This is a genomic window from Endozoicomonas sp. SESOKO3, from assembly GCF_024606255.1.
This window is the reverse complement of record NZ_JAHHPR010000689.1, coordinates 1-14,375: the sequence shown is the minus strand read 5'-3', so window position 1 is coordinate 14,375 and position 14,375 is coordinate 1. Positions and strand designations below refer to the sequence as shown.

Annotated in this window: 15 protein-coding genes; 9 read left to right on the top strand and 6 right to left on the bottom strand. The window is 44.2% G+C overall.

Annotated elements, in window-relative coordinates:
- Positions 1 to 433: 433 nt before the first annotated feature.
- The 5 genes from KDK18_RS12120 to KDK18_RS12100 form a co-directional block, all read right to left on the bottom strand.
- Positions 434 to 1,477: an alpha-2,8-polysialyltransferase family protein gene (locus KDK18_RS12120; protein ID WP_257255183.1), complete on the bottom strand. Its 1,044-nt coding sequence runs from the start codon at positions 1,475 to 1,477 to the stop codon at positions 434 to 436.
- Positions 1,478 to 1,833: 356 nt separating this feature from the next.
- Complete coding sequence (eda, locus tag KDK18_RS12115; RefSeq protein ID WP_257255181.1) at positions 1,834 to 2,286, bottom strand: bifunctional 4-hydroxy-2-oxoglutarate aldolase/2-dehydro-3-deoxy-phosphogluconate aldolase; 453 nt, start codon at positions 2,284 to 2,286, stop codon at positions 1,834 to 1,836.
- Between the two features lie 93 nt (positions 2,287 to 2,379).
- Positions 2,380 to 3,801: a cytidylyltransferase domain-containing protein gene (locus KDK18_RS12110; RefSeq protein ID WP_257255180.1), complete on the bottom strand. Its 1,422-nt coding sequence runs from the start codon at positions 3,799 to 3,801 to the stop codon at positions 2,380 to 2,382.
- A 1,148-nt stretch (positions 3,802 to 4,949) separates the two neighbouring features.
- Positions 4,950 to 5,231 carry a hypothetical protein gene (locus tag KDK18_RS12105; RefSeq protein ID WP_257255179.1) on the bottom strand — a complete coding sequence of 94 codons (282 nt, stop codon included), beginning with the start codon at positions 5,229 to 5,231 and terminating at the stop codon, positions 4,950 to 4,952.
- Positions 5,232 to 5,237: 6 nt separating this feature from the next.
- Positions 5,238 to 5,969 (bottom strand): lipopolysaccharide kinase InaA family protein, encoded by a 732-nt coding sequence (locus KDK18_RS12100; protein ID WP_257255178.1) that lies wholly within the window; start codon positions 5,967 to 5,969, stop codon positions 5,238 to 5,240.
- A gap of 315 nt (positions 5,970 to 6,284) precedes the next feature.
- Here KDK18_RS12100 and KDK18_RS12095 point away from each other — a divergent pair, with 315 nt between their 5' ends.
- The 9 genes from KDK18_RS12095 (at position 6,285) to KDK18_RS12055 (ending at position 13,804) form a co-directional block, all read left to right on the top strand.
- A complete protein-coding gene (locus KDK18_RS12095; RefSeq protein ID WP_257255177.1) occupies positions 6,285 to 7,964 on the top strand; it encodes an endonuclease/exonuclease/phosphatase family protein in 1,680 nt (559 codons plus the stop codon).
- A 176-nt stretch (positions 7,965 to 8,140) separates the two neighbouring features.
- Complete coding sequence (locus tag KDK18_RS12090; protein ID WP_257255176.1) at positions 8,141 to 9,223, top strand: Fic/DOC family N-terminal domain-containing protein; 1,083 nt, start codon at positions 8,141 to 8,143, stop codon at positions 9,221 to 9,223.
- A gap of 136 nt (positions 9,224 to 9,359) precedes the next feature.
- Positions 9,360 to 10,625 (top strand): AMP-binding protein, encoded by a 1,266-nt coding sequence (locus KDK18_RS12085; protein ID WP_257255175.1) that lies wholly within the window; start codon positions 9,360 to 9,362, stop codon positions 10,623 to 10,625.
- The gene (locus tag KDK18_RS12080; RefSeq protein ID WP_257255174.1) at positions 10,622 to 10,948 is read left to right on the top strand and encodes a hypothetical protein; all 327 of its coding nucleotides are present in this window, start codon (positions 10,622 to 10,624) and stop codon (positions 10,946 to 10,948) included. Before KDK18_RS12085 ends, KDK18_RS12080 begins: the two co-directional genes overlap by 4 nt.
- On the top strand, positions 10,945 to 12,171 hold the full coding sequence (locus KDK18_RS12075; RefSeq protein WP_257255173.1) for a pyridoxal-dependent decarboxylase, exosortase A system-associated: 1,227 nt from the start codon (positions 10,945 to 10,947) through the stop codon (positions 12,169 to 12,171). Before KDK18_RS12080 ends, KDK18_RS12075 begins: the two co-directional genes overlap by 4 nt.
- Before the next feature lie 109 nt (positions 12,172 to 12,280).
- Positions 12,281 to 12,517: a type II toxin-antitoxin system Phd/YefM family antitoxin gene (locus KDK18_RS12070; protein ID WP_257255172.1), complete on the top strand. Its 237-nt coding sequence runs from the start codon at positions 12,281 to 12,283 to the stop codon at positions 12,515 to 12,517.
- Positions 12,514 to 12,906 carry a type II toxin-antitoxin system VapC family toxin gene (locus KDK18_RS12065; RefSeq protein WP_257255171.1) on the top strand — a complete coding sequence of 131 codons (393 nt, stop codon included), beginning with the start codon at positions 12,514 to 12,516 and terminating at the stop codon, positions 12,904 to 12,906. The genes KDK18_RS12070 and KDK18_RS12065 overlap by 4 nt, the downstream gene beginning before the upstream one ends.
- A gap of 308 nt (positions 12,907 to 13,214) precedes the next feature.
- A complete protein-coding gene (locus KDK18_RS12060; protein ID WP_257255170.1) occupies positions 13,215 to 13,514 on the top strand; it encodes a type II toxin-antitoxin system RelE/ParE family toxin in 300 nt (99 codons plus the stop codon).
- Positions 13,511 to 13,804, top strand: coding sequence for an addiction module antidote protein (locus KDK18_RS12055; protein ID WP_257255169.1), 294 nt, complete (start codon positions 13,511 to 13,513; stop codon positions 13,802 to 13,804). Before KDK18_RS12060 ends, KDK18_RS12055 begins: the two co-directional genes overlap by 4 nt.
- Before the next feature lie 32 nt (positions 13,805 to 13,836).
- Here KDK18_RS12055 and KDK18_RS12050 read toward each other — a convergent pair whose 3' ends face one another.
- A complete protein-coding gene (locus KDK18_RS12050; RefSeq protein WP_257255167.1) occupies positions 13,837 to 14,076 on the bottom strand; it encodes an acyl carrier protein in 240 nt (79 codons plus the stop codon).
- Between the last annotated feature and the right edge of the window lie 299 nt (positions 14,077 to 14,375).

The following is a 14,375-nucleotide window of genomic DNA, read 5'->3' as shown; positions in this document are numbered from 1 at the left end:
AGTCGATCTCGGTACCGCGCCCCATAGTTCGGGCAATACGGGACAGGTTGACTGAGCCCATCTGGATGAGGCCAAAAATAACCAGCACAACGAGGTAAATACGGGATTGATGCCAGCCAAGAGAGGTTTTGAGGTGCTTTGCCAGTGAATGAGTGTGTTGCACGATGAGTTAATGGGCTTGCAGAATACCTGCTATCGGACACCTATTAACCTTTTCTTATCAAGCTTTGTCTCGAAATTGTCCCCTGCAGAGGCTCGCGAGGTAGCCGGCAAAGTAGTGCCCTATGTCATTGAGCAGAATAAGGACTTGTCAGAGATGAGTCTGCATGTGATAACAATTTTCTCAGACTCCATTAGGGAGGATGGGTTTGATGTGTTGACGTTGGCCACAGAGTGAGGAATAAACTATCTCTAGAGTACTCCTCACTTAACACTAATGAGTTAAAGGCATACAGTCCACGCCTATCTCTTGAAAATGAGAAACTATTTTTTTAAGCATGGGGTGTTCTTTGTAGTTAAATAAATCATTTCCAATACTGATTATTTTGTTGCTATTTCCATAAATAAGTTTGGCTGTGATCAAGGCTGTGCTGGAAAAACCAATGATATAATCATATTGATTTTTTATCATTAGCAACTCAATGGGTGATGAACCTGAGTATATTTTAAAACTTTTGGAACAAAACTCTATTTTTTTATCATGCCTGTTTGTTGGGTGCGGGATAAATAGTATATCTTTTATATTTTCCGAGCATAGATAACTAAGAAGGTTCTGGTTAATAGCTTTTGAGGCAGCTTCATCTGTAATGCCCGAGTTGGTTAGAGGTTGACCGATGATGAGTGCAGACTTAGTTTCTTGATTGTTGCGTGATATTGAAAATTCTGTTGTAAAGGGTGGGAGGTCTTTTGTCTTCTCTGCTGGTAAGTTTTCTGAGGTTCCCGGAATGGTATAAATATGGGATACCTTGTTGCTCAGCATCCCATGTCTGTCTTCTTTAAAAGGCGTGTACTTTAGACCGATCGCTTTATCAATAAGAGATTTCTTTCTTTTGCTTACTCGTTCTAACTTGTTTTTTGAAAGAGGATGAATTATCAGGTTAAGAGTTCCGTCAGGTATTATATTAAATGTGACTTTCTTTCCTGGAAATTGCTTCTTTGAGGCGGCAATGAAATAATTGTATCTTGTGCTGGATATTGAAGTTGAATGGAAATTTATAGATTCTGGGTTGTTGCTTTTAATTATTGAAAAAATGAATTTAATGTTTTCTCGGGTAGATAGCTTTCTTGCAAATATTGAAGCTTCTCGATATTTGAGAAGAAAAACATTTTTTAAACCATAGTCTTTTGCTGCTTCGTAATTCTGCTTCTTAAAGCAGAAGAAAAAAGAATCAGTGTCTTTGGAAATCAGTATTGAACTAACTAACTGGAATGATGAGTTAATGAAGAAGATATTAATTGATGAGTTCTTTGTTTTCATGGTGGATCAATTCTTTCTATGTGTTGGATTATTTTTTAATAAAGAGATTGGGGAGGCTGATTAGCTTCATTAATTGGTTTTTTCTTATGAAAATGAATATATAAGCTATAGTAATCTGTTTTCAGGTGGGGCATGATTTTCTCCTGCCTTTTAGGCCGGTGATTGATTTTATTAAAAATTAACATCCAGTAATCAATTCAGATTATTCTAAAGTGTGTTGTTGATCATCACCCGAGATCAGTTATAATGATCTCTGCGTCAAAGAAAAATTCAATAAGTGACCCGGTCATTCCCCCTGACGAAAGAATAGCTCCGAAGTCGATTAATACGTGTTTTCTAAGATAGTATCTAATAATTTATTTATTCATCCAAGTACCACCGATGCAATTAACATTTGGCAAATCCAGATAATCTTGCGCTGTTTCCTGTGTAATACCACCAGTAGGCATGAACTTCACGTCTTTATATGGGCCTGACAGTGCTTTCAAGTAGTCTACTCCCCCGAGAACCTTGGCAGGGAATAGCTTAAGCAGCTTGTAACCTTTTTCATGAGCGGTTTCAATTTCAGAAGGTGTGGCAACACCAGGAATAAAAGGCAAGTTGAGAGTCTCTGACTTTTTTACAACCGTGAGATTAAATCCCGGTGCAACACCAAAATCGGCACCAGCGGAAGCAGCCTGCTCTGCCTGCTGCTGTGAAAGGATTGTTCCTGCTCCTACTTTAACTGATGGAAAGTCTTCTTTTATCTTTCTTATCGCATCAAATGCGCACTCAGTTCTCAAAGTCACTTCAAAAAACAGAATAGCCATTCTTGATAAGTTGATTAATTCTATCTTTCAAGCCTTTGAGCTCGCTAATAACAAGTACAGCAACAACTTGCCCATTCAAGTAGTCCATAAACTTTACTCCTGTAGCATGGTCGTTAACTTATTAAGGACTTCGGCTTTGTTGTCATGATATACATCGGGTGCGACATAGCCCCAGCGAGCATGAACGACTTCCAGATTGCTGACCCAATTACACTTCTCTAAATGTTTATATGAATCATCAACAAAAATTGCCTTAATGACACTATTTTCTTTGATAAGAGCATCAATTAAACGGGATTTACAGCCGTGTTTTTCATAATCAGAAGCATCATATATTTTCACTTCCCGGCTAACACCATTTGTTTTCAATAGAGCTTGTACTGTTTCTCTGTCTTTTGTAGTGACAATGCAGGAATTTTCATAATTCTCAATCAAATCCAAGAAACCTCTCGATCCATCATAGAGCTTATTAAGAGCTAGCCAGTTATCCCAATTATTTTTTCTGAGGTTTTTTCTGACTGCAAAGAAGCTTGTCATAAACTCTTTGGCTTCAGTCCCGGGCTGGTCTGGCAAGTATTGAGGAAATTGCTCAATCAACTTCTGGTCAATAGCATTCAGTAAATAGTAATAGTTCCACGCAGGGCCTATTTGATAGCGTTGAGATAAAAAGGCTTTAGCATGATCGCTATTAATATCAACACCGTTTAGATTTTCTGCTTTTCCCGAGGTGATCATTGAAACAGAATAAGCTTCAGCAGCCGAATCAAAAATCACTCCGTCAAAATCAAGAAAGACCATTTTATCAGCAAGAACTTTATTCTCATTAGATTTATAAATGCCAATAAGGTCTCTCGCTATTTCATAGTCCTCGTATTCATCAATATCAATTCCTGCAATTTTAGAAACGCAGGACTTATAAGGCTTGACTCCTAATATATATTCGTTCTTGAGCATGTTTTCTTTGCTTGACATATACAGACCATTTGTAACCCTGTAAATATTTGGCAAATTCTGGCTGATGGTATGTTCTTTAGTTGCCTTATAATTTAATGCTGCATCATCATCCCAGAAATACTCTTTCAGTAAATTGACCGAAACCAAGCTGTCAAACTTAGTATTTACAGGTAGTACATGCTCTTTGTATTCACGAAAGCCCTGCAAATACTCCTGAGGACTCATTAAGGGTACAACACAGGTTACCCAAGCGATATGTTCATGAGGAATATCTTTTACTACGCCTACTATAACGTTACTAAAGGATGCTTTGTGACCGTCAGCCAGGTGAAATTCACGATGATGAATTTTTACGCCTTCATCAAGTGCAATTGTTTTCAGCTCATTAGCCTCGGTGCTGATATATATATTTTCAGGTGAAATGACTTTTTTAAGCTGTCGTATTTTCCAAGCTAATAGTGGAATATTATCTGGGCCTACGGGAAGAAGTGCTTTTTGCGATACGCGGGAGCTACCCAAGCGAACAGGTATTACTACTCCAAGATCATAATTTTTATACATACTTTTAACTTGTTTTTTTCTCAGACATCGATAAGAATTAGATAACGAGTCTCTGTTGTATAACGAGACCATATTAATTAACTTTTAATTGATCATTCCTTAAAGGCTAATAATTAATTTCGGTTCTTCATAGGTCAATACAGCACAGCTTATACTTTCAGAGAATAAAAAAATTCAACGCAAGCATTGTTTCGACAATCACGCTGGCGATTCATAATCAGCAACATCTCATTCTTCTGGAGAATAGCTAGAAATGCTACACGGCGAAACTGGCCTGCTCTACCATTATGGAAAATAGCGCTTTTGAGCTATTTTCACTGACGAAGTGTCATAATCATGGCATGACAGAGCAGGTTGGCTCTCATAGTCATATCCAGTGGCCAATTAATAACTTTGTCATAGAAGTATGATGTGATAATTGTTGATAGACAGTTGATAAATCAAAACGTAAGCATTCTTTGCAGGGATCTAACTCTGGTATGCCAGATATAAGACCATAAGCGTGTTGGTAAAAAAATGTTTATAGGTTAATAACAATGCGTGCTTTCATGATCTTATCCTGCACACTGAAAAATTTCATCGTTTCTTCTGAAAACAGTCTGGTCACCTGCACATGCTTTTGAATGGCTGCTTTGAGATCACGGCAAAATCATGAAAGTGATGGCCTGGCATGGGCTTTGTTAAGATAGCGTATACACATTGGCTGTCTTGTGTTTACTCTTCACGACTGTTTTGAAGGTTTCCGTATTGTTTAGCAGTATGACTGCAATTTGATCAAATCCTGCCAAGACTTCTGCATCATCATTTCTTCTAATTTGACACTCATCTTTTCTCATCGAAATATCAAGCTTCCAGTGAAGTTTATTCCTGATGCGACATATTCCCTGCTTGATATGGGAGACTAATAATAGAGATTTTTGAAATCAAATCCTGAGCACTCGTGCTGAGGTCATATCCTGATGTTACAGGCATAAGGTGACAGACGTATGAGTAAGAAAACAAATATAAGCTACAGATTACTGGATTCACGGGCTTTCATGATTTCTCCGTGATTTCGTCTGGTTTTTTCGGAATTTCGACGTGGCTACCGCACGAGATGCTATGGCAGAATTATATATGCTGCATTTTTGGCTTCAATAGGTATTAATCTAATTTCGATTGGTAGAGGCTGTGTAAACAATGCCAGAGTCGTCGGTATTATCTTTGGTTTTTGGTGTTTTTACTTGCATGTGTGCGTAGATGTTTTGTTCGAGATGATGCTTTCTAGACAGATGACGAAGGTTCACGATTGTCGAGCGATCTGGAATAGCAAGATCCAGGGGATTCTCCGGCTTGGTTTGGCCGGAGTTATTGCATTTCAAAGTGGAGTTAACACAGGCTCCAAAGTAACAGTCAGAATGATAAACCAGTTTCTCAAGGACGGAAGGCATATACTTCTATGCATTCCTGCCACCGCCCCAAAGATTTTGTTTTTTCACAAGCCTGATCACTTCAAAGGCGAGTGCCTTCTGAGCCTTTTTATCAAATCGCTTATAAGCAAGGTTATAGTGCCTGAAAAAAAGCACTCTATCCTTAGCGGTAAAATGTTTGAAGGATATTCTCTTAATCAACTGGACCAGATTCTTTTTCACCAGTGAAAGAGGCACTTCTGAGTGGAAACTGTTGCGTTCAATATCGATCATAACGAAACGTGGAGGCAGGCTCGGTTCCATCAAAATATTGCCTGCGCGCAGGTCTCCATGAACAATACCTGCTTTGTGCATCTGACCAATATAGTGGCCAAAAGCCTTGATCCATGCTTGACGCATGGGCTCATCATTTTCAGGTTTTTTGACCAGATATTCAGAGGCAGAGCCATTAGGACCCGCTGCAGTAATTAAGTAGTGATTCTTATTTTTGAGCACTCCGGATGCCAATATTTCCGGAATTTCAAACCCCGCATCCACTGCAATTCTGGCCTGTTTCACCCAAACTTCACAACGAGTGCCCCTGATTTTGGACTTAAGAATTTCCAGGTTGCTCTTGGGTATGAACTCTTTGAAGTAGCAGCCAGGAGTGCCGATATAGCGTGCCATTCTGGCCTGTTTGGAACAGCTGATCCACTCCCAGTTGTCAGGAAGGATATTGTTTTCAAGTTGGGAAACATCGTGCTCAAAGTCAGGCTGCATAGAACGGTTTTTTTGCTCACTGGCTCAGACAATCTGATGGAGCGAGAGTATAACAGATAGATCATTGATCTGAGGAGTGATTTATTCTGCAGCTTCCGCTGGGCCGGATCATATTCAAGTCACAACCCAGTCGCAAAAATCAGTGCTGATCGTCATGTAATTCCCGTCTCATTGTCTCTGGTTTAAAAAATACCCGGGAGTGGCATTTTTTAGTTGGCGCAAGCAGCTCACAGAAAAAAACGGTGCGAAAGCCTTTAAGTGATAAGAGTAATTGTCGATGCCGATATAAGCAGCAGACAAACCAGAGGAAACTGTATGCCTGCAGTTCAACCATCTAAAGCACAGACCCATTATCTGCCCAGAGATAATGACTATGTTTATTCTCACAACCGCTTTGGTCGTGGTTGCCACTACGTTGGTCGGTTTCTGTCCCGACCGGTTTCACTGGTCGCCAATTCGGCAACAAAGCTGTTCGCCCATGACCGGCCAGGCAAAAGCAACACGCCTGCCGAAGGTGAGAAACGGAAGCAAAATGTACCACTGTGGGCCAGGAAGGTAGCCCGGGCGACTGCCGTTACGCTATTTCTGGTACCCTCATTGGCATTGGGAGCATTGGGGTTCTCCCTGCGCATGATCGGCAATCTGTTCAGGAACGAAATTTCCCTGATTCAGTCTTCAGTTCCACCCGCAATTTATAATCCTGAGCGGGGCCTGCATTTGATGACCTATAACACTGGCCTGATGCCGTCGTTTATCCGTAACCTGAACGACCTGCGCTCATCACAGCAGCGTAGTCATGAGATTGCCGAAGCATTAACCCGAAATCCTGATGCTACTCCGGATGTTGTCTGCTTCCAGGAGGCGTTTGACCAGCAGGCGACGAAGCAGCTCTGTAAGGATCTCAGTGGCCACTACCACCATATTGTTCACAGTGTTGCGCCCCGGGAAACCGGATTGAGCAGTGGTCTGGCCATTGCCAGCAAATATCCCGTAAAGGAGGCAACATTCCGGCCTTTCTCTGATCTGGCAGCAGAAGACCAGCTGGCCAATAAAGGCTTGCTGCGGATCGTGCTGGATCTCGGCAACGATAAAACGGCCGTTGTTTATAATACCCACCTTCAGGCCAAGGATGGTCAAACCTATGAGGCGATTCGCTATAACGAGCTGCTTCAGATAAGAGCTTGGGTTCAGGAGGATAGCGATAACGACAGGCGTAATAACATACACCACCATGGCACCTTCCTGATGGGAGATCTGAACAGTGCCCGGTCAGACGAGCAGGGTAGGGTGAGTAAAAACTCAGAGTTCGAAAATGCCATGATGGCACTGGGAACAGGTTTCTCTAACAGTTACTACGATACCCATGATGAAGAAAATGATACCCGGCTGGTTGACCGCAGCGAGTCATTTTTTGTCAACAGTGACCAGGCAAGCATCGAGCCGGAAGATCGTCGGGAGCCCGATGGAACATGGTATCTTGGCGCCGGAAACAGAATGCATCAACCATGGGGTAGCAGGCGCTGGAAAGATCATCCCGAGGTGGCAAGGCAGTGTATTTATGACTTCCAGATGGTTCATGGGGACACTGAAAAAAAATGGGCATCCCATACAGAAATACGGCAACTGGGGCTCGATGTTAATAATGATCTGGAAAGCGGGTTATCTGACCATTTGCCGGTGTCGGTTATCTATCGGGAAGCGGAAGGATTTTCTGCTGTCATTGCTGGCTTGGAGCTGGAGGATTATAAGGCCCCGAAGGTCAGGGAACTGGTTAATAAACTGAAGCTTGCCTATGGCCATCGGTCCGGTAATCAGATCAGCGAGAATCTGGTTGATCCGCAGTTCGCAGGCGTCAATCCCCTGCATAAAATTGCTGAACTCAGGGATCAGAATGAAGGGGAACCTGATATTGTGAGTGAGCTTAACCGGCTTGAAAAAATGGTCAGGCAAAGCATGAATCCTGTTTCCGGAACGCCTGGGTCGAACATCGGGTAAACTGTAATTTCTGTAATGCGGTTGTTTACGCTATTGTCATTTATTTTATGACATAATGAGAAGTGCTGTTCCTCTATATGGATTCAACGAATGTGTATAGTAAATATCGGTTTTCTATACATGTTCTGATAACCTGTATAGAAAATGGCACTTTCCTATACATGTTGTGAGTCACTGTGACCCCTTACCAACCAACTGATCTACCCCTGCCCCGGGAAAATGAGCTGGAAACACGCCGGGTATTAAAAAAACTGGCTTTAGCCCACCGGCATCTGGCAGAACTTAAAGGAGTAGTACGCTCTATTCCCAACGAAACCATCTTGATCAGCACCCTGACGCTTCAGGAAGCCAAAGACAGCTCAGAGGTGGAGAATATTGTCACAACTCATGATGAACTGTTTAAAAACAACCTGACAGTGCTACCCTACAGCCCGGCAACCAAAGAAGTTAAAAGCTACTCCAGGGCACTGAGCCGTGGCTTCGATACCGTCAGAAAAACAGGAATGCTTCGCTTTCAGGATATTCTCGATATTCAGCAAACACTGGAAGAAAACCGGGCAGGCTTACGCAAATTGCCCGGTACCGAGCTAAAAAACACCTCCACGGGTGAAGTTATTTATACCCCTCCTCAAAACCCGGAAAGGGTTGAGTCACTTATGACAAACCTGGTGGCTTATCTCAATGATCATGGGCTTTCAGACAATGATCCGTTGGTGAAAATGGCGGTTATTCACTTCCAGTTTGAAAGTATTCACCCATTTTACGATGGGAATGGCCGAACAGGTCGAATCATCAATATACTTTATCTGGTCACTCAGCAGTTGCTGGACCTGCCAGTGCTCTATTTAAGCCGTTATATTATTCGAAACAAGGCTCAGTACTACTCACGGTTACAGGCAGTGAGAGACCTTCAGGATTGGGAAGGCTGGTTACTGTTCATGCTTGAAGCCGTATCAGAAACGTCAAAAGAAACCACAACTCTGATTGATGAAATAAAAACCCGGATGCAGGCTGTAAAGCATAGAATGCGTGAAGAACTACCTAAAATTTACAGTCAGGATCTGCTCAATCATCTGTTCTGCCATCCTTACACGAAAATCGAGTTTATTGAAAAAGAGCTGAATGTTAGCCGACTGACCGCCACCAAATACCTGAATCAGCTGTGCAGCAAGGGCTTTTTGCTTAAGCAGAAAATGGGGCGAAGCAATTATTATATTAACGAGCCTCTGGTTGACTTGTTCCTGAATATTGGTCAGTGATCATCATCGATTTGGGAAAGTCAGCCATAGAGACAAGCTCTCAGATCGGTTGCCGAAGGGTACTTTTCTGCATCGTGCTTTTCAAAATCCTTGTTTGTTACAATAGCTGATCAGAAAAGGTATTACGGATTCCTGAATGAGCCAGCTGTTACATCAATTACTCTTTGATCAGGCTGAAAAACCACCTCTGCATGAGGCTCTGGGGGTGAAATCTCAGTGGTATGATTATGCTTCGGTTGCCTTGCACGTAAAAAGTGTAGCCTCAGGCTTGCAGAGACTGGGACTATCCAGACATGAGAGGGTGGCTGTTTATCTGCCAAAAACCGCTGAGGCTGTTTTCAGTTATTTTGGAGCAACGGCAGCCGGTGGGGTCATGGTTCCGGTCAATCCTGTGTTAAAAGCGCCTCAGGTGCAGCATATTCTGGCGGATTGTAAAGCCAGAGTTCTGATCACGAATAAGGCTCGCTTCAGGCAGATGGAGGCCAGCCTGACTGATTGCCACGATCTGAGCCATGCCATTCTGGTGGATGGGTTCTCAGAGGAAAAAAGTCGTGTTCGGGTTATTGCCTGGCCAGATTTCCTGAAGGAAGAGGACACCTGGTCTCAACCGCCCACTATTGATATGGATATGGCGGCCATTCTCTACACCTCCGGAAGTACCGGTAAGCCCAAGGGGGTCGTGCTTTCTCATCGTAATATGGTGGCCGGGGCGTATAGTGTCTCTGAATATCTCGGGAATACCGATCAGGATCGACTTTTATGTGTACTGCCATTTAGTTTTGACTATGGTTTCAGCCAATTAACCACTGCCTTTGCCTCCGGTGCCAGCTGCTACCTGCTGGAGTATCTGCTGCCCGGAGATATCATCAAACAGGTGGCTCAGCAGAAGATTACCGGCCTGGCTCTGGTGCCTCCTCTTTGGGTGCAGCTTTCTGAAATGAGCTGGCCTGAAGAAGCGGCAGTGAGTCTGAGGTATTTCACGAATTCGGGTGGGGCTATGCCATCGTCAATACTGGATGCGCTTAGAAATAAAATGCCACAGGCTTCACCTTATTTAATGTATGGCTTGACGGAAGCTTTTCGATCGAGCTATTTGCCACCTGAAGACGTGGATCATCGTCCAGGTTCTATGGGCAGGGCTATTCCCAATGCTGAATTACTGGTCATCAATGAGAGTGGGCTACCCTGTAAACCCCATGAGCCGGGTGAGCTGGTTCACCGGGGAAGTCTGGTGGCGCTCGGTTATTGGAATGACCCTGAACGAACCAGAGAGCGTTTCAAACCTGTACCTTTGTCTATTCAGGAAATCCCAACCCCCCTGAGCTGGCTGTCTGGTCGGGTGATATTGTCACCCGGGATGAAGACGGTTATTTGCATTTTGTTGGCCGCAAGGATGACATGATCAAGACGTCGGGCTACCGGGTGAGTCCCAGTGAGCTTGAGGAGCTAATGTACACATCCGGGATGGTGGCTGAAGCAGCGGCTATTGGTGTTTCCCATCACCGGCTGGGTCAGGCTATCGTGCTAGTCGTGGTATCTGCGACAGATGGGCCTGTTGAAGAGAAAGCGGTTATCAAACATTTCCAAAAACACGTGCCAACCTACATGGTGCCTTTGCGGGTGATTACTCAAAGTGCTTTAGCCAGAAATCCAAACGGCAAAATTGACCGAAAAACCTTAGCTGCAGAGTACGAAAATCTGTTTGTATCCGGAGAAAATAAATGAGCAAGCAGCACGATCGTCTGCAGAGAATTTCAGTTAAGAATAATCGTCTTCAGGTCGCAGGTCGTCCTGCTGATCAGCTGGTTGCCATGGCGGGCGGAACACCTTGTTACATATACGACAGAAAGTCTCTCACTGAGCGTGTTCGGTCTCTGCGTACGGTGATGCCTTCTGACTTAAAGATGCATTATGCGATCAAAGCCAACCCAATGCCCGCCGTTGTTCATCATATGGCAGGTCTGGTGGATGGCCTGGATGTGGCCTCCCAGAGGGAGATGATGGTTGCTATCGGTTCGGGTGTTGATCCTGAATCGATTAGCTTTGCCGGGCCAGCAAAAAAAGTAGAAGAACTCAGGGCGGCTGTCGCTGCGAGCATAGTGATTAATGTCGAATCCAGCCTGGAACTGGAAAGGCTTTATCAGCTTTCCTCTGAACTGCAGTTGAAGCCCAAAGTAGCTTTTCGCGTCAATCCAGACTTTGAGCTTAAGTCGTCTGGCATGAAAATGGCTGGCGGCCCAAAGCAGTTTGGTATTGATGCTGAATTAATGCCTGAAATGTTATCTGAGCTGGATACCGGAAAAGTGGACTTCTATGGTTTTCATATTTTTTCCGGATCACAGAATCTGAATCCAGATGCGTTGATTGATGCTCATGGGAAAACATTTGAGCTGGCTGCACGACTCTGTGAGTTGGCTCCTGTCCCGGTTCGGCATATCAACATTGGTGGTGGTCTGGGGATTCCTTATTTTCCGGGTGAGCAGGCACTGGAAATTATCCCCATTGCTGAACATCTTCAAAAGCTGATGGAGGCTCGTACGGGCCGATTAAAAAATGCTGAGCTGGTTATGGAGTTAGGTCGATACCTGGTCGCAGAAGCGGGTTACTACTTCTGCCAGGTTACGGATAAAAAAGCATCCAGAGGTCAGACTTTCCTGATGACCGATGGCGGGCTGCATCATCACCTGTCAAACTCGGGAAATTTTGGGCAGGTTATCCGTAAAAACTACCCTGTTCTGATTGCTAATCGCATCGCATCGGAAGAGAAAGAAACCGTTGAGATCGTTGGACCATTATGCACCCCCCTGGATATTGTTGGGGCCAAGCTGGAGTTGCCTGTGGCAGATGTGGGTGATCTGGTTGTTGTGTTTCAGTCGGGTGCTTACGGAGCTACGGCCAGTCCGCAGAAGTTCCTGAGTCATCCTGAAGTGAAAGAGCTTCTGGTTTGAGACAGGTCAGTCGGTATCGACAGGTTTGCGAAGGTAATGGCTATGGTCTACACATTTTGTACGCATTATTGTACGAATCTTTACATACGAATAAAACGGGTGAGAGAGTATGGAAACTGTTCAGGTGAAAGTATCTGACTTTCGAGAAAACTTGCAGGTCTGGCTTGCACGGGTCAGCAATGGAGAAAGCTTGGCCCTATCCAGACATGGTAAAATTATCGCACGTATTATCCCTGAGCCAGATGGGGAGAGTGAGGCCAGAAACAGGCTAAACAAAATGGCTTCTCAATGCCAGATAGGAGATGTTATTTCACCGCTCGGCGAAAGCTGGGATGCCGAGAAGTGATCATCCTGGATACGCATGTGCTGATATTTGATGCTATCGCCCCAGACAAATTGTCAGCTAAAGCGCACAAAACTCTCGAAGCAGGAAGAGAGAAAGGCGAACTCGCATGCTGTGATATTTCTATGTGGGAAATTTCTATGCTGTTAGCAAAAAAGCGTTTGACCCTTAGTGTGGATATTAGTAGCTTTCTTAAAGATGTTATTAGTGCTAACAGGCTTACTGTACTTCCTATATCACCAGAGATTGCAAAACTCTCTATCAGCTCTTGTTTTAGCCATAAGGATCCTGCTGATCGTTTCATTGGTGCCACCGCGATCTACTACCAGGCATATTTGGTAACATGTGATAGTAAACTTACTGCGGTAAGAGAATTGAAGACATTGTGGTGATTGCCAGCCAGTTATGTTGGCCTATCTGTAAAGCAATGAGTGTCAGGGCATTACAGGCCGATGAGCGGTGGCTCGCGGGAAAACGATTGTTGCTGTCTCGTTTGAAATTTTTTTCTCAGCAGAAGCAGTACAGAGGCAGTATTTCGGCAGACAAAGTGAATGCCAGTTACTCAGGTTTAGTGGTGTTGGCGACACCCTGTAGTGCTGTTTTTGTTGCTCAGGGCGAACGTTATGGGACATAACAGCTTGGCTGTTGGCCACAACATATAGCCTTTTTATTTCGTAGTTTATAAACTACAATTTATTATATGATCACCATTAGAGAAACTGAAACCTATCGTAATTGGGAGCGCAAGTTAAAGGATGCCCGGGCAAAAGCCACCATAGCAGCTCGAATATTTCGCTTGGCTAACGGCCTTCCTGGTGATGTTTCCCCAGTTGGTCAGGGGGTCAGCGAGCTGAGAGTTCATTATGGCCCCGGATACCGAGTGTACTTCCGCCAACAAGGAGGCGAGATCATTCTTCTGCTGTGTGGAGGGAACAAGAGCACGCAGAGCAAAGATATAGAACTTGCAAAACAGCTGGCAAAACAATGGAGGAAAAAATGATGACTGAACCCGTATACGATTACGATCCCGCAGAAGCACTGTACAGCCCGGAAGCCAGAGAGGTGTTTATTACTGATGCTTTTGAGACTGGTGACGCTTCTTATATTGCCAAGGCTCTGGGGGTTGTTGCCCGGGCTGAGGGTATGAGCAACGTTGCCAGACAAACCGGCCTTTCCCGTGAGCAACTGTATCGCTCATTTAGCGAAGACGGAAACCCAACATTAAAAACCATCCTGAGCGTTATGCAGGCTCTGGGTTTTGGCATCACTCCAAAATCTCAAAAAGCCTGACACATTGGGCTGATTTCGGGACAAAAAACGACTCAGGAAGCTCGGTTAATATAGCTCAACAAGCTACCAACTGTTTCGAAGATGGTCGCATCAATATCATCATCGGCTATGTTGATGCCAAAAGACTCTTCCATAGCGGTAATCACCCCCACTACGGCCATGGAGTCAAACTCAGGAAGAGCACCCAGAAGTTGGGTCTCTTCGTCAAAGGTCTGGGTCTCGACCTCCAGCACTTCCGCCAGTATCGTTTTGAGTTCGTCAATGTGTGCCATTTATGTTTCCTGGTACTGCCGATCTGGAGTCCGGCCCTTGAACAGACTGTGCAAATAAATCAGAGGGGCAACTCTATAGAGTTTCAGGGTTAGTATCAAGCTGGTGGTGTTGGTGTGTTTGCTGCGTTCTGCTCAGTTCATCAAGGACAGCAAATAGCGCCCATAACCACTCTTCAGGAGACCTGTTGCCAGTTCTTGAAACTCTAAGTCATTAATCCAGCCATTCCTCCAGGCAATTTCTTCCAGAGCCGCAATTTTCAAGCCCTGACGTTTCTCTATTGTTTGTACGAAGTGGCTGG